Below are 16,406 nucleotides of genomic sequence, written 5' to 3'. Positions count from 1 at the left end.
TGGTTCTGTGTCGATCCGATGGCCGAGGCGTATTACTCGTCGAGTTCTTATAATTATTGTACTAATAGCTTATTTTGTTTATTGATCCGGCTGGAAGATTTTTTGTACTTATTGATCATACGGGAATTATTTTGAAATAAATTGATTTTTAAGATGGTTCCGATGCTATTTTGCAGGTAGCTTTATTATGAAACATTTTTGTTTAAAACAAATTTGTTTCATATATTTGTTTCATAAAACGGATCTTACAATGAATACACCATTTATTTTCGGAAGAATAGCCAAGTCGGAAAATTTCACCGACAGGGAAAAAGAGACCGCATTGCTGGTCTCTAATTTTAATTCACTCATCAATACGATTATAATCTCTCCGAGACGTTGGGGGAAAAGTTCTCTTGTAGCCAAGGCTGCCGATATTGCAACTTCGCAAAATGAAAAACTTAAGATTTGTAAGATTGACCTTTTTAACGTGCGTAATGAAGAGCATTTTTACGAACTCCTTGCTATGAACATTCTGAAAACCACCTCTTCGAGATGGGAAGAGTCTATTGATTCAGTTAAAAAATTTTTCACCCGAATTATTCCCAAAATTGTTCTTGCCGGTGATATGCGAAACGAAATCTCTCTTGAGTTCGATTGGAATGAAATAAGAAAAAATCCAGATGAGATTTTAGATTTAGCTGAACGAATTGCGATAGACAAGGGAATTCGTATAGTTGTATGTGTTGATGAATTCCAGAATATTGCCGAATTTAATGATCCGCTTTACTTTCAGAAAAAACTGCGTTCGCATTGGCAGCAACATCAATATGTTTCTTACTGCCTCTATGGAAGTAAACGACACATGATGCTCGATGTATTTACCAATTCGTCAATGCCGTTTTATAAGTTTGGTGATTTGCTGTTTCTTGAAAAAATAGACACCCCTTCGTGGATTGCATTCATCACGGAACAATTCTCAAAGACAGGTAAAATCATAACCGAAACACAAGCACGCCTGATTGTCGGCTTAGCAGACAACCACCCGTACTATGTTCAACAGCTTGCGCAACAAGCATGGCTTAGGACAAGTGATTCTTGCACGGAAGAGATTGTAAAAGAGGCTCATATCACTATCGTCGAACAATTAAGTTTATTGTTTGTAACGATTACGGAGTCACTAACCAATAATCAGATAAACTTTTTAAAAGCAATGGTTGCAGGAGAAACAACCTTATCATCAACCAAGGTGATTGCTCATTACCGCTTAACGTCGTCCGGTAACGTAACTCGTTCAAAGAAATCTCTTATAGAGAAAGATATTTTGGACAATAAGGCGAATAAGCTTTCGTTTCAAGACCCGATGTATTATTACTGGCTTAAAAATCAATATTTTGCATGTGGGTTATAGTCGGAGATATAACCGTCAAACATGGGAGTACTCCGCTTTCGTTCTTTGAATATAGGTATATATTTTTTTAATATAGTTAATTGTCAGATGTCTGTGTGGGTTAAAGTTGGATTATCGAGAGCTGCGTTTTACTGATATGTCCAATTTTTGTAGATTTACTGATGATCTAAAAAACCTTGCTGATGGTTCTTGGATGTGATTTTTGTCACCCCAAAAGAACCGTCCCTGCAGATCACTAATTTTTTGTTTGAATTTATCGTGTAATAATTAAAATATTGTTCGTATATTTGCGAACAATATAAAAGTATGAAAAAGCCAGAAATGAGTAAACAGGAGAGATTAGCACGGATTGCCAAAGCAATGGGACATCCTCACCGTATAGCAATACTTTCTTTTCTTGCAGGTCAGGATACCTGTTTTTTCGGTGATATTCACGAGATTTTACCCATTGCCAAAGCAACCGTATCACAACATCTCAAGGAGTTGAAAGATGCCGGGCTGATTCAGGGGGAAATTGAAACACCCAAAGTAAGATACTGTATAAATAGAAGAACCTGGGACTTGGCCCGCAAGTTGTTCCAGAATTTCTTAAGAGAATTGCCGGAAAATAAAGATGTATGCTGTTAGCATATATTTTTTATATATAATGTTCGTAATATTACGAATAATTAATAATTATAATTTATGAATAAAAATGAGATCAAAGAGATGGTCAGGCAAAAATACAATGAGATAGCCTTACAAGATAAAGAGACAAATCAATCCTCCTGTTGCGGCTCCGGCGGATGCTCCACGGAAGTATATCGTATTATGAGTGAGGAGTACAATGAACTCGATGGTTACAATCCGGATGCCGACTTGGGGTTGGGGTGTGGTCTGCCTACTCGATACGCGAAAATTAGAAAAGGGGATACCGTGATAGATCTGGGGAGCGGTGCCGGAAATGATTGTTTTGTTGCAAGAGCGGAAACCGGGGAAACCGGAAAGGTAATCGGTATTGATTTTACTCCTGCCATGATTGCTAAAGCCAGAAAGAACGCTGAAACGCGAGGTTTTAACAATGTCGAGTTTCGGGAAGGGGATATAGAAAATATGCCGGTATCGGATGAGGTTGCCGATGTTATTGTCAGTAACTGCGTTCTTAATCTCGTACCCGATAAACGTGCCGTGTTTGCCGATATTTACAGAGTATTAAAGCCCGGAGGGCATTTTAGCATATCCGATATCGTTCTTACGGGTAATTTGCCGGAGAAGATCAAATCGGCGGCTGAAATGTATGCCGGTTGTGTTGCAAGTGCCATCGATAAAACGGAATACCTCGATTATGTTGCGGAGGCGGGATTCACGAATGTAATCCTTCAAAAACAAAAACCGATTATAGTACCTGACGATATACTTAAGCGTTATTTGAGTGATAACGAGATTACAGAGTATAAAGCTAATCCGACGGTAATTTTCAGTATCACGGTTTACGCGGAAAAGCCAAAATCTTGTTGTTCGTCGAATAGTTGTTGTAAGTAAATCATAAGTACCCCGTAAACCTTGTCATAGTAGGTTACAAATTCGTTTTGCAAGAATTCGGATTATTTTTTTATAAAATGTGAAAGCGCATACGGCTATAGAAAATACGCTATAGTCCAATAGTGTTTTTATATTTAAAAAGAACAGCATAGAAAAAGCGAACGTCAATCCTGGGATGCCGGTAAGAAGAGTAGCCAAACGTTTTTGGAACCCTATCAATAACCGTATGCCGAGAATGATTATATAGATTTATATGTTTCAGCCGGGTATATAGATGTATCGCTGATTTTCAATGTTATTCTCTATGGGTGACTGATTTTATATTTTATTGTAAGTTAAAAAAAATTATTATATTTACGAAGTTGTTGAAATAAATGTTGTTTGTGAGGACATGTGTGATAAAAAATGAATATTTGTAGTATGAAAATAGAAATTTTGGATTCAAAAAAACAGATCGGACTTTTATTATTGAAAGGAGTTTGGTTGTGCTCGTTAGTAGGGCTTGCAATCGCTCTTTTTATGGTAATTCAATGTTACGTGACCGGGGAGACCGGTGAAGTTTTGGGGAAACAGTTGTTTTATACTAAAATAGGGTTTGTCGCGTCTACTTTACTCGGGGTCGCTATGATTTTCACGCATCGTTATGTTAATAAAGCCGTGCTGCAGGTTATCCGGTTTACGGGAATTTTTTACGGCATTTGTTTGGGAAGACTTACCAAAGATATGAGTAATAGGCATTCAGGCGGTATGGCCTGGAGCGATTTGACCGTAGAGTGGTATAATGTCGTTGCGATTTCTATCGTCATCATCGTGCTTTTGTTTACTTACCATTGGGTTTATATCCGGGTTAGACGGGAAACGGTATAAACAGATGTTGATTTATGAAGGAAAATGTACAGGTATCATTGGACGAGGAGGGGATTAGAGTCACGATCTTATCCTTGGAGAAACAGGCTTTAGAGCGATGGAATCATGGAGACCCGGATGGGTTTATAGAGTTATCGTCCGATGATGTCGTTTATTTCGATCCCGCTTTAGAACATAAGCTTGAAGGTAAAAAAGCCTTGGAAGAATACTATGATCTTATCCGGGGAAAGGTTGAGATCGACGAGTATAAGATGATAAGGCCTGCTGTACTGTTATCCTGTGGTATTGCCGTTTTGACATACGATTACGAGGCGTGTAGAGACGGGCAGGTATTTAGAATGCATTGTACCGAAGTGTATAAATCGGGTTCATCCGGTGGGTGGAGTATTATACACACGCATTGGTCTTTTGTTTTGCCTAACCATTGATGTTCTTCGGGGACGGTTTCAAGCACGAAAATGTATTTTGAAACCGTCCCCGAAAATACCCGAGGGTTATTCGGGGATTTCGTTTTGTTGGTCTTCTTCGAGAACAAGATTGATTTTATACTGGTGTTTACCGGAATAGCCGATAGCTTGAGAGGTCGAGACTTTCAGGTGATCGGCGGGAATGCCTTTGGTTGTTAGGTAGTTTAAGGCTTGTCGATTGCGGAGTTCGATCAATCGGTTTATCTGTGCTTCTACAAATGCCGCGGATAGGAGCGACCGCGCTTTTTCCTGTACGGAACGAGTGGAAATGTTTGGGTCTACCTTACTATTCAAGTAGTTGTTGAAATTGGAATCTTTGGTTTCGATTTCCATGATTTTGGCGTAATCTATGGCTTGTAGCGTGGTATCGCTTTTTTCGGGATACATTGAAAGATAGTAATCTTTTTTAATGTCGAACAAGGCTATTTCGTTGTAAGCGGCTTCCCGGTCGATCTCTTGTTCCAAAGTTAATGTCATTTCCGGTTTGGCCTTAAGTAATTCTGTTAAGGCGTTGAAAGTGGAATACTGCTCGGAAGTAAAATCCCATTGGGTTGCGATTAAAGGAATCGAACTTAATTTATCGGGAGAAAAACCTAATGAATTGGCTAAGAAAGAGACCGGGGATACTGCTACTTTTATCAAAAGGTTTGTCAACGTTTTGAAAATGAGTTTACGGTATGAAAATTCGGGGGAGGAGATGTTTCCGCTGACCGGAAGATTCATATTGATTTTATCGTTTTTATCTTTGATCAGGTAGAGAGCTGTTTTTAAGGGGAGGTTATACTCTACCTTAAGACCTTTTTGTCTGTTTTCCAATTCGCAAGCGAATACGTCTAATGAATTGCGCCCTTCCAGTTGATTTTTCTTTACCGTGTTTATACTGGTGAACGCAAGATTACCTTTTCTGATCGGATAACCGAAATATTGTAGGCAATAAGGGGTGAATTCTTTTAGATTCAAGTTCTTAATGGCTAATGTAAGGTCTAAGTCGCTGATGTCGTTTAGCTTACCTTTCCAATTGACATAGGCGGATCCCCCGTCCGGGAGTTTCGTTTGGAGGCGAATATGGTTAATGCCCGATAGCGTTAACGTATCGGAAATGACACTTAATTTATCCATACGGAAAGAGAACGGTTCATGCAGGGTATGATCGTTAAACGTGAAATCGGATTCGGTTACGGCTAATTTTCCCAAACGTAAATCCATGGGGATAGCGGTCGTGTCCGGTGCGGCGGTCGGTGTTTCGGGCGCGGTATCCGTTGGTGTTCCCGATTCTTCTTTGAGAAATGCCGTGTAGTTATTGTGGTCGGAGTAGAGTTCGAACGAGGAGCTGAATTTATGGATGGCTAACGCGTTGAAACGGAACTTAGCTGTTCCGGGATTGATCTCTTCTATATCCAGACCGACAGAGTCGATAGAGACTATTTTTTGTGCTTTTTCATCAGTAATATGCAATTCTCGTAAAGAGGTAAGCCCTTTTATCGAGATGTCCATGATGTGGTTCGTATTTCCCGCGATTTCCAAATCGGCGGAGAGCGAGCCGTTCAATCGACCGATCTTCACGTAATCCGCCAGGTAAGCCTGGAGATTGTCGATGGCGAAATTGTTTAAATTCAAATGAACCAAATACTCTCCGTCCGTCAGATTATATTGGGTTTGAGTCTGTAACGAACCACCGTTACTGAAATTTAAATTAATGCCAACATCTGTATTTTGTCCGCTGAAATAGACTCCCGGAATATGCAAATTCATATCTTCCATATCCCATAGGGAATTGCGGATCAGATCTTTGTATCGTATATGTCCTCCCGCGAGATTGATATTATAGATGGCTATTGCCAGGGAGGAGGTATTTGAAGTCGTATCTTCCGGGGCTGTGAGCGTATCCGTCGAATGTTTTTTCAACAGATCGCTGAAGTTGAATGTCTCGCCTTTTTGCCAAAGGTTTACTTTCGGATTTATAAGTGATATTTCGTTTATTCTTAGTTCGTTAACGATTAAACGATACAAGGAGAGATCTACTACTAACGTGTCGAACGAGATAAAGGTATCGGAATCGTTTGTTTCATACAAGGTAAAACCACAAATCCTGTTATAACCCGTGAAAAGATTGGCATAAAGTTTTTCTATCGTTACTTTGCGGCCGATCAATTCTTTCCCGTGTTTATTAATGTAGTTTTTAGCGATGGGCGGGGCTATTAAAATACCGATAATTATCAGACTAAAAAAAATAACCAATGCGATAATAATAATCTTAGTGATCTTCTTCATGATTTTAATTTTTATCTATAAATCGTCATAAATCCAATCGCGAAATTATCAAAAAAATGCAAAATGGATCCTTTCTGCAGTGGTTTTAAGTCTAATTCTTGCTTGAGTTTTTGGTATATACTATAGAGGATTCCATAGTTTCAATTTTTTATTAAAAAGAGTGATTTAGTTTGATTTTGTTACTTAAATGATTAAATCCTGTTAAAAATTAAGTTAAAATAGATTTTAGAGTCACCCTTTTGCTACCCTTTGGTGTTATATAAGCAGAAGATTAAAATTGATGATACTATGTTGAAAATTATTTTAGTTGTTGGGATGTTATTATTCAATTTGGTAGAAGTTGAAGCCCATGAGAAAGAGATGGTGGCATTGGATGAGTTGGTACGAAAATTTGAAGCAAATCCGGCAGATGCACAAAATACGATTCAATTATTGAAAGAATTAAAAAATCAGGGTAAGCCGAATAGTGATGTGGTAGAGCGCTATTTTAAGACTCAGAGCGAGACGGATTACTTGAAAGAGTATAACTGGTCTATTATTCGGGATTTCGTGGATGATGTCGATGCGCCGCAGATAAAATATTTGTTCAAAAACCAACTTAAATTTATACAGTCTTATTCTAAAGATGATGTTTTCCAGAAGTTGGACAACGTATTGGTAGGGCATCTGGAGCGTTTTTACGATAAGGATAAGATTCAATACCGGAATTATTTGGAATCGTTGAAAAAATCCGGATACGAACATTACGATGTGGTTGCTGATTATTTTTATATCCGGGAATTACGTTCGGAGCGTAAATCGGAAGATTATTTTTATAAAGCCCGGAAGCTTTTCCGTTATTTTCCGGAGAATCGCAAAATGATCAAAGAGATCACGGATGGAGCGTTAGAGATCATGAATGATGTTTCCAGGTTAAAGGTAATACAGTTATGGGCGGGTAAGACCGTAGAGTCTGCTAAGGATTTCGATGCTATATACAATTACGCCTTGATATCTCAAAAGTGTGGATTTAAGGATGTTGCTGAGAAATACGCTCGTTTGGCCAATGCTATCGCTGAAAAATCGAAAAATCAGAACTTTCAGGAGAAGGCTCGTAAATTGATGCAGGTAGTGAGATAGTCTTTGATTCGTAATAAAAATATAACGGAGGGTAATCGCGGTGGTTATCCTCTTTTTTTATATCTTCGCAATTGAACAGAAGAGTAAAAGAATGGAAAAGAAAGGTTTGATTATTGCTGTTGACGGTTACTCATCCACCGGTAAGAGTACGGTTTCCAAGATTTTAGCGGCACGTTTGGGGTATACCTATATCGATACGGGAGCGATGTATCGAATGGTAACCTACAGGGCGATATCCGAGGATATACTGTCGGTGGACGGAGTGGATGACAAGCGATTGAAAGAGGAGTTGCAAAGGATTGTTTTTGGATTTAAATACAACCGGGAGAAAAATCGATACGAATCTTATTTGAACGGGGTTTACGTGGAGGATGCGATTCGTCGGATGGATGTATCCGATTCTGTCAGTTTGATCGCGGCGATTCCTTATGTGAGAGAGGTACTGGTACGTAAGCAACGGGAGATGGCCGAAGAAGGGGGTGTCGTGATGGACGGGCGGGATATAGGAAGTGTCGTGTTTCCTCACGCGGAAGTTAAGTTCTTTATGACGGCTGCTCCGGAAATACGGGCTCAACGCCGTTACAAAGAGTTGGTGGAGAAGGGGGAAAAGGTGACTTATGAAGAGGTTGAAGAGAATGTTCGTAAACGAGATTATATCGATGAAAACCGGGAGGTCAGTCCGTTGAGGAGGACACCGGATGCTATCGTTATTGATAACGGGGAGATGTCTATCGAGGAGGAAGTGTCGGAGATGTTGAAAGTGATAAAATCAAAATATGAAGGTCGAGATTGATGAGAACTCTGGTTTTTGTTTTGGTGTCGTCAATGCTATCGAAAAGGCAGAGGAGGAGTTGACGCGCGGTCCTCTATACTGTATCGGGGATATCGTACATAACAGCCTGGAGGTAGAACGACTGAGAAAGTTGGGGTTGTATACGATCGATCATGAGGTTTTTGCCCGTTTGAAGAATTGCCGGGTATTGTTCCGTGCTCACGGAGAGCCGCCCAGTTCTTACCGGATGGCGGAGCAGAATCACGTGGAGATCATAGATGCATCCTGTCCTGTCGTGTTGAATTTGCAGCAAAAGATTCGCGAGGCTTTTTTAACGGAAAAGGAGGCTCAGGTTGTTATATACGGGAAACGGGGACATGCTGAGGTAAACGGTTTGGTCGCTCAAACGAACGGGGAGGCCGTGGTCGTGGAAGATGAAACGGATATCGAAAATATTGATTTTTCCCGTCCGGTTATATTGTTTTCTCAAACGACCAAAAGTTTAGACGGTTTTCGGAGTATGGTGGAGAGGGTTAAAGCCAGGGCCAGGAATTCGGTAACCGTAAATGATACGATTTGCCGGAAGGTGGCGAATCGTATTCCTCAATTAAAGGAGTTTGCGGCTCGTCATGATGTGATCCTTTTTGTGAGCGGGGAAAAAAGTTCGAACGGCAGACAACTTTTTGCGGTTTGTCTGGACGTGAATCCCCGTACTTATTTTGTTCAGGGAGAGGATGATATCCGTGAAGAGATGATCCGGGATGCTCGGAGTGTAGGTATTACGGGAGCGACCTCGACACCTCATTGGGTTATGGAGGCTATTTTACATCGGTTGGAAACAGACCCTTTTTAATTATATAAGACCGTTTTAAACAATAACGTTTATCAGGAGATTACTATGGGAAGAATAAAAAAAATAGGTGTTTTAACCTCAGGAGGTGATGCGCCGGGAATGAATGCCGCTATTCGTGCGGTTGTAAGAGCTGCTATTTTTAATGGTTGTGAAGCTTATGGTATTTATGACGGATATGAAGGATTAATTTCGGGTAATGTGAGACGTTTGCAATCTCATGACGTGAGTAATATTATACAACGGGGGGGGACGATATTGAAAACGGCGAGGAGCGAAGCTTTCCGGACACCGGAAGGACGGACTCAGGCTTACGAGTGTTTGAAAAAGCATGGTATAGATGCCCTGGTAGTTATCGGGGGTGACGGAACTTTTTCCGGGGCTCGCGAGATGATACAGGAACATGATGTGCCTATTGTGGGGATACCCGGAACGATCGATAATGATCTTTACGGCACGGATTATACGATCGGTTACGATACGGCGGTGAATACGGTGGTGGAAGCTGTCGACAAGATCAGGGATACGGCAAGTGCGCATAACCGTTTGTTTTTTATCGAGGTCATGGGACGCGATGCGGGATTTATTGCCTTGCGCTCGGCTGTGGCTACGGGAGCGGAGGCCGTTCTTGTCCCGGAGATCAAGACGGATTTGGATGCATTGAATCAGTATTTGGAACACGACTATAAGCCACATAAATCCAGCGGCATCGTGATCGTGGCTGAGGGTGAGAAATCAGGAGGGGCGTACACGATTGCGGAAAAGATATCTGAGAAACATCCGGATTATGATGTGCGGGTAACGGTTTTAGGGCATATTCAACGAGGTGGTTCTCCTTCTGCCTTTGACCGGGTAACGGCCAGTACGTTAGGAGTTGCAGCCGTAGATGCTTTAATGGACGACCAGATGAGTATTATGGTAGGGATCATGAATAAAGAGGTCGTACACGTACCTTTCAATAAGGCGATAAAAAATTCCAAACCGTTAAATCATAATCTGTTGGGACTTTTGGAAATACTGTCGATTTAATTGCAGATTTTAGATTGACGGATTAAAGGATCGGGGGATTGAGAGATTACGTGATTAGGGTGACTACGTGATTGAGGGATTAGAAAGATTGACGATGGTGGATTGTAACTTAAAAAACGGCGTTCAATTTACAATTAGAGCGTTTGATATAATCGTAAATATAAACTTGAAGTTTTAGCTTGGTTTACGCGGATGTTATTGTTCCTTTGGGAGTAGAGGGCTTTTTTACGTATTCGGTACCGGAAGAATGGGAGCATGCGGTAACGAAAGGGGGACTTGTTGCTATTTCCTTTGCCGGGAAGAAGCGGTACACGGGCGTCGTGTACGCTTTACATACTCAAAAGCCGGAAGGGATTACCGTAAAGCCTATAGATCGGGTGATGGAGGCGGGATTTATTCTTTCGGAAAAACATTTGAAGTTTTTATTGTGGATGAGTGAATACTACATGGCTCCTCCGGGAGATGTCATTCGGGCTGCCTTTCCTGTTGCCATGCGTTTGGAGAGTCATACTTGTGTGAGGTTGACGGAAACGGATATTGAAGATAGGATATTTAGCGATGCCGAAAAAAAAGTATTGAATCTGCTGCGTCCGGGAGAGTTCCTTTCCGTCACGGAGATTGAAAAGTGCTTAAAGAGTAGTCAGGCGGTTAATATTGTAAAGAGTCTGTTAGATCAGGGGGTGGTTACGATAAAGGAGAAAGTTGATGATCTTTTTAAGCCCAAACGGGAAAAAAGGGTTTGTTGGGCGCGTCGATTTGAAGAGGAGGAGTTATCCCGTTTGTTAGATACCTTAAAGAGGGCCCCGGTACAATACCGTATGTTGTGCAAATGGATTGATTATTGCGAGGTGCAGGGGGTGGATTTTATCATTAAAGAAGATTTTTCCCGTTTGATCGGGAACTCTGCGGTAGCCTTAAAGTCTTTATGCGACCGGGAAATATTGAAAATAAATTCGGTAGAAGTCCATTGGCATGACGAGGATGAACGGGGTGAAAGGGAGGTTAACAGGCTTTCGGATACCCAGGAACTCGCTTTAATGCAAATCCGGGATTCTTTTAAAAAGAAAGATTGTGTTTTGTTGCAGGGGGTGACATCTTCCGGCAAAACCGAAGTATATATTCATTTGATACGGGAAGTATTGGCTCAAGGCAAACAGGTGTTGTACCTGTTGCCGGAAATTGCGTTGACCGTACAGATCGTGAGGAGATTACAAAAAGCTTTCGGTAATCAGGTCGGGATCTATCATTCGGGTATGTCCGACAGGGCCCGGGTAGAGATGTGGAAAAAACAAAACGGAGATGCTCCGTATCGACTCGTGTTGGGGGTGCGTTCTTCTGTTTTCTTGCCTTTTCAGAAGTTAGGCTTAGTCATTGTAGATGAAGAGCACGAGAGTTCTTATAAGCAAAAAGAGCCTTCACCCAGGTATAACGGGAGGGATGCGGCGATTATGTTGGGAAAGATGTTCGGGGCTAAAATCGTTTTGGGATCAGCGACACCCTCTTTCGAAAGTTACGGGAACGCGATGAGTGGAAAGTACGATTTGATCCAGATGAATATCAGGTACGGAGACGTGAAAATGCCGGAGTTGGTTTTTGCCGATATGAAGGAATTTCGTCGGAAAAAGTTGATGAAAGGTGCTTTTACTCCGGTATTGTACGAAGAGGTAAAACGGGTATTGGAAAAAGGGATGCAGGTTATCTTATTGCAGAATCGAAGAGGTTATTCTACTTATTTGCAGTGTGACCATTGCGGTGCGATTCCACGTTGTAAGCGTTGTGACGTAAGTATGACCTATTATAAATACAGGAGTACCCTGAGTTGTCATTATTGCGGAAGTCTTCGTACCGTTCCGTCTTTATGCGAGGAGTGCGGACAGGGACGTTATATTCAGCGAACTCCCGGAACGGAACGTATCGAAGAGGAGGTGTCGGAGCTTTTCCCCGGGGCCCGGGTGGCCAGGATGGATTTGGAGGTGATGAACAGCAAGACGAAGTACAAGACGTTGATCGATCGTTTTGAAGCGGGGGATTTCGATATCTTAATCGGAACGCAGATGGTTTCCAAGGGACTCGATTTCGAGCGGGTGAAGTTGGTCGGAGTGATGGATGCGGATAGTTTGATAGGATACCCTGATTTTCGTGCCGAGGAGCGTACTTACGCTATGTTGACGCAGGTCAGCGGGCGAAGCGGGCGGAAAGGAGAGCGGGGAAAAGTTGTCATACAGCTTTCGGATCCGGATAACCGGGTTTACCAATGGGTGGCGCGGGGGAGTTTTTCTCTTTTTTATGAAGCCTTAGCCCGGGAGCGGGAATTTTTCGGGTATCCTCCTTTTGGCCGTTTGATACAATTGGAGTTGCGTCATAAGGATGAGCTTCTACTTCGTCGTGCCGCTAACGAGTTGGCGGAACGGTTGAGGTCGAGATTGGCTGGACGCGTGTATGGACCTGCCGTTCCTGAAGTTTCGCGTATTCGGGAAATGCAACGGATTCAGTTGTTAATAAAGGCAGAACCCGCTTTATCCTTATCCAAACTGAAATCTTTTCTGAAAGGGGCGATCGTCGAACTGCTTACTCTTAATAATTACCGGACGTTGAAGGTGTATTTTGATGTGGATCCCATGTGATCCGTCGGATTTGGCAAGGAAATGGAAGTTGATTCTCGGGTTGACGGTTTATATTATTCCTGCTTTGTCGCAGATCGGGAGCATAGGGGCGACTAATCTTTTTTTTACGTGTGTTAATATTCATTTTTGCACTTTTATGTTCGTAACCAGTCGCCTTAAATTGGTCCGTCAAGGGAAACGAAAGGATCGGATAAAATAGCAAACGTCGGTTATCGGGAAATTTTGGAAGAGGTTACTATTTTTTTGGGAAAAACTTAAAGTTAGCATTAACATTTTTTAGCGGACCCATTTTAACATTTGGGTGAATAATCTTTACTTTTGAGGAAACCGAAAAAATAAGGTGGTAAATTACTTAGTTCGGTGTGTCTTTTGAAACATGTAGCGGGGGTTTTACGTTACGTGTTATTATGAAAAGTGGAATTATAAATTTCTAATTAAAATATTAAGTATATGAATACTGTTGATATTAAAGCATTAAATGAACGCATACAGCAGGAAAGTTCGTTCGTCGATATGATAAACATGGAGATGAATAAGGTGATCGTAGGCCAGAAGCATTTGATCGAAGGACTTATGATCGGCATGTTATCAAACGGGCATATTTTATTGGAAGGTGTTCCCGGGTTGGCGAAAACATTAGCAATAAATACGTTGGCTCATATTATCAATGCAAAGTTTAGCAGAATTCAATTTACTCCGGATTTATTACCGGCCGACGTGGTGGGTACTATGATCTATTCTCAGAAGAAAGAAGAATTTGTTGTGAAACACGGTCCGATATTTGCAAACTTTATATTGGCCGATGAGATCAACCGAGCTCCTGCAAAGGTACAATCGGCTTTATTGGAAGCCATGCAGGAACGTCAGGTTACCATTGGGGATATGACTTATAAATTGGACGAACCTTTTTTGGTGATGGCCACTCAGAATCCGATAGAGCAGGAAGGTACCTATCCGCTACCGGAAGCACAGGTAGATCGTTTTATGTTAAAAGTAGTGATCGATTACCCGAAAAAGGATGAAGAGAAATTAATTGTCCGTCAGAATTTGGAAAAGAGTTTTCCGGAAGCTAACACGATATTGCAACCGCAAGATATTATGCGGGCACGCGAAGTGGTGAAAGAGGTTTACTTAGATGAGAAAATAGAGAAATACATTGTAGATATCGTTTTTGCAACGCGTTATCCTCAGGAACACGGGTTGGAGAAGTTTGTCTCTATGATCGCTTACGGGGCTTCTCCTCGAGCAAGTATCAGTTTAGCCAAAGCGGCACAGGCTTATGCCTTTATAAAACGGAGAGGTTATGTTATTCCGGAAGATGTAAGGGCTGTTTGTCATGATGTATTGCGTCATCGTATCGGTTTGAGTTACGAGGCAGAGGCCAATAATTTGACGAGCGAGGATATTATCAGTGAGATATTGAACACGGTAGAGGTACCTTAATCGATTTATGGTCTCGGGTAGAAACAGGATCCCGATCAAGTACCAGTTTTGAGGCTGGAATTTCGAATTTAAAATCGGTAAATCTAAAATGAATTAAGGTGGAAACTTCAGATCTGTTAAAACGAGTCAGAAAAATAGAGATCAAAACCCGGGGGTTGTCGAAAAATATTTTCGCGGGAGAATATCATTCAGCTTTTAAAGGTCGAGGAATGACTTTTAGTGAAGTTCGGGAATATCAATACGGGGATGATATCCGGAGTATTGATTGGAATGTGACGGCTCGCTATAATCATCCTTACGTGAAGATATTCGAAGAAGAGCGGGAGCTGACGGTCATGTTGCTGATAGATGTAAGCGGCTCCCGTAACTTCGGTACGATTTCGAAATTAAAGAAAAATCAAATTACCGAAATAGCCGCGGTCTTGGCTTTTTCTGCCATACAGAATAATGATAAGATCGGAGTTATTTTCTTTTCCGATAAGATTGAGAAATTTATTCCACCCAAGAAGGGAAGAACTCATATCTTACATATTATTCGGGAGTTGATAGATTTTAAGCCTGAAGATAAGCGGACCAATATTACGGAGGCTTTACAGTATTTGACCAATGCTATAAAAAAGCGTTGTACTTGTTTTTTAATCTCTGATTTTATGGATGATCATGATTTTGAGCATCCTTTAATGATCGCGAATAAAAAACATGATATCGTGGCGTTAAGGGTATATGATCCTCGGGAAAATGAGATTCCCCCTGTCGGGCTGATGTATTTAACGGATGCGGAGAGTGGCGAACATATTTGGGTCGACACGTCCGATCGCCGGGTGCAGGAGGATTATCGCCGTTATGTATTTGACCGGGAAAAGGAGTTGGATCGTGTATTCAAACATTCCGGGGTAGACGTCGCTTCAATCAGTTCTGACGAGGATTACGTGAAGTCCCTGATAGCTTTGTTTAAACGCCGGGGTGCCGGTTATTAACATAAAATGCGGCGGAAAAGAAATATAAAAGCAAAAGATGCACATGAAAAATAAGTTAGTTATATTGATTGTTGTTTTGCTGGGATGTATCATGGGTGTGAGGGCGCAAAACGTTGAGTATATTGCCGAGTTGGACACGAATTACATGATGATCGGCGATCAGATTCATTTGAAAATGAAGGTGAAGGCTGATCCGGGAGTTCGGGTCGTCTTTCCGGTATTGAAAGATACGATTGTTAATGGTGTCGAGGTTATTTCCGGTCCTGTACGGGATTCGATCAGGGAGAAAGACGGTCGTATGTTGATACAGGAGGCTTACCTGATCACTTCCTTCGATTCAGGGGTCTACAGGATACCTTCCTTGCCTATCCAAGTGGAAAAGGAGAGCTACAATAATGTGTTGCGGACAGATCCCATGCAATTGATCGTAAACACGTATGCAGTGGATCAGCAGAAAGGAAATTACGATATCGTCATGCCGATAGCAACGCCTTGGACTTTTGCCGAAATCTTACCTTATCTGTTATGGGTTTTACTGGGTCTTGTGATTCTGTTGCTGGTTTGGTGGATCATTAAAAAGCGTAGGGCCAATAAGCCTTTGTTTGCTACCGAGAAACCGGCTATTCCCCCTTATGATTTGGCAATGAAAGCCTTGAACGAAATCAAGGAGGAAAAATTATGGCAAAGCGGAAAGACAAAGGAGTATTATACGCAATTGACGGATGCGATACGAAATTACTTGGATGGAGAGCTGGATATTCCGGCTATGGAGCAGACTTCGTTCGAGACCATGCGCTCTTTGGAGGGGTGCAGGGAGGTGGCCGCACCGTTGAAGGATAAGTTAGGGATGATGTTTGAGACTGCCGATTTCGTGAAATTTGCCAAGGCGATGCCGTTACCGGATGAGAATGCCCGGAATTTGGATATCGCTTTTGAGTTTGTCAACCATACGAACGAGCAGGTACAGGAGTTAAAAGAGCGGGAAAAGCAGGAGAAAGAGAGCCGCGAGCGGGAAGAACGGGAGAAGGAGGAGGCTGCACGAAAGGAAGCGGAAGAGGGAGAAGAAAAGTAGAATT

At 41.7% G+C, this 16,406-nt stretch carries 14 protein-coding genes; 13 read left to right on the top strand and 1 reads right to left on the bottom strand.

The annotated features are described in order from the left end of the window. The first annotated feature begins 250 nt into the window (after positions 1–250). The 5 genes from BN3283_RS00370 (at position 251) to BN3283_RS00350 (ending at position 4,206) form a co-directional block, all read left to right on the top strand. Positions 251–1,390: an AAA family ATPase gene (locus BN3283_RS00370; protein WP_059025257.1), complete on the top strand. Its 1,140-nt coding sequence runs from the start codon at positions 251–253 to the stop codon at positions 1,388–1,390. Between the two features lie 306 nt (positions 1,391–1,696). Continuing rightward, positions 1,697–2,017, top strand: a complete 321-nt coding sequence (locus tag BN3283_RS00365) for an ArsR/SmtB family transcription factor (RefSeq protein WP_059025255.1) — start codon at positions 1,697–1,699, stop codon at positions 2,015–2,017. A gap of 57 nt (positions 2,018–2,074) precedes the next feature. Further along, the gene (locus BN3283_RS00360) at positions 2,075–2,911 is read left to right on the top strand and encodes an arsenite methyltransferase (RefSeq protein WP_059025253.1); all 837 of its coding nucleotides are present in this window, start codon (positions 2,075–2,077) and stop codon (positions 2,909–2,911) included. A 420-nt stretch (positions 2,912–3,331) separates the two neighbouring features. Then, positions 3,332–3,778 carry a hypothetical protein gene (locus tag BN3283_RS00355; RefSeq protein WP_059025252.1) on the top strand — a complete coding sequence of 149 codons (447 nt, stop codon included), beginning with the start codon at positions 3,332–3,334 and terminating at the stop codon, positions 3,776–3,778. Between the two features lie 14 nt (positions 3,779–3,792). Further along, positions 3,793–4,206 (top strand): YybH family protein, encoded by a 414-nt coding sequence (locus tag BN3283_RS00350; protein ID WP_059025250.1) that lies wholly within the window; start codon positions 3,793–3,795, stop codon positions 4,204–4,206. 66 nt (positions 4,207–4,272) lie between these two features. On the opposite strand, the gene BN3283_RS00345 is transcribed toward BN3283_RS00350, so the two are convergent. Continuing rightward, positions 4,273–6,516: an AsmA family protein gene (locus tag BN3283_RS00345; protein ID WP_059025248.1), complete on the bottom strand. Its 2,244-nt coding sequence runs from the start codon at positions 6,514–6,516 to the stop codon at positions 4,273–4,275. 288 nt (positions 6,517–6,804) lie between these two features. On the opposite strand from BN3283_RS00345, the gene BN3283_RS00340 reads away from it, so the two are divergent. The 8 genes from BN3283_RS00340 to BN3283_RS00300 all read left to right on the top strand — a co-directional run bounded on the left by BN3283_RS00340 (position 6,805) and on the right by BN3283_RS00300 (position 16,402). Continuing rightward, positions 6,805–7,635: a hypothetical protein gene (locus tag BN3283_RS00340; RefSeq protein WP_041504520.1), complete on the top strand. Its 831-nt coding sequence runs from the start codon at positions 6,805–6,807 to the stop codon at positions 7,633–7,635. Between the two features lie 91 nt (positions 7,636–7,726). Further along, positions 7,727–8,428 carry a (d)CMP kinase gene (gene cmk, locus BN3283_RS00335; RefSeq protein ID WP_059025246.1) on the top strand — a complete coding sequence of 234 codons (702 nt, stop codon included), beginning with the start codon at positions 7,727–7,729 and terminating at the stop codon, positions 8,426–8,428. Continuing rightward, positions 8,412–9,260, top strand: coding sequence for a 4-hydroxy-3-methylbut-2-enyl diphosphate reductase (locus BN3283_RS00330; protein ID WP_059025245.1), 849 nt, complete (start codon positions 8,412–8,414; stop codon positions 9,258–9,260). The genes cmk and BN3283_RS00330 overlap by 17 nt, the downstream gene beginning before the upstream one ends. Before the next feature lie 45 nt (positions 9,261–9,305). Continuing rightward, entirely contained in the window at positions 9,306–10,286 is a 981-nt protein-coding gene (pfkA, locus tag BN3283_RS00325) for a 6-phosphofructokinase (protein WP_041504709.1), read from the top strand. A 179-nt stretch (positions 10,287–10,465) separates the two neighbouring features. Further along, positions 10,466–12,910, top strand: coding sequence for a replication restart helicase PriA (gene priA, locus BN3283_RS00320; RefSeq protein ID WP_059025243.1), 2,445 nt, complete (start codon positions 10,466–10,468; stop codon positions 12,908–12,910). 450 nt (positions 12,911–13,360) lie between these two features. Continuing rightward, positions 13,361–14,353: an AAA family ATPase gene (locus tag BN3283_RS00310; RefSeq protein WP_041504514.1), complete on the top strand. Its 993-nt coding sequence runs from the start codon at positions 13,361–13,363 to the stop codon at positions 14,351–14,353. A 98-nt stretch (positions 14,354–14,451) separates the two neighbouring features. Then, positions 14,452–15,330: a DUF58 domain-containing protein gene (locus tag BN3283_RS00305; protein WP_041504513.1), complete on the top strand. Its 879-nt coding sequence runs from the start codon at positions 14,452–14,454 to the stop codon at positions 15,328–15,330. Between the two features lie 43 nt (positions 15,331–15,373). After that, the gene (locus BN3283_RS00300) at positions 15,374–16,402 is read left to right on the top strand and encodes a hypothetical protein (protein ID WP_082667028.1); all 1,029 of its coding nucleotides are present in this window, start codon (positions 15,374–15,376) and stop codon (positions 16,400–16,402) included. Positions 16,403–16,406: the final 4 nt, after the last annotated feature.

Source organism: Gabonibacter massiliensis, from assembly GCA_001487125.1.
In the GTDB taxonomy this organism is placed as follows: Bacteria; Bacteroidota; Bacteroidia; order Bacteroidales; family Marinifilaceae; genus Gabonibacter; species Gabonibacter massiliensis.
This window is presented reverse-complemented; position numbering and strand designations above follow the sequence as displayed.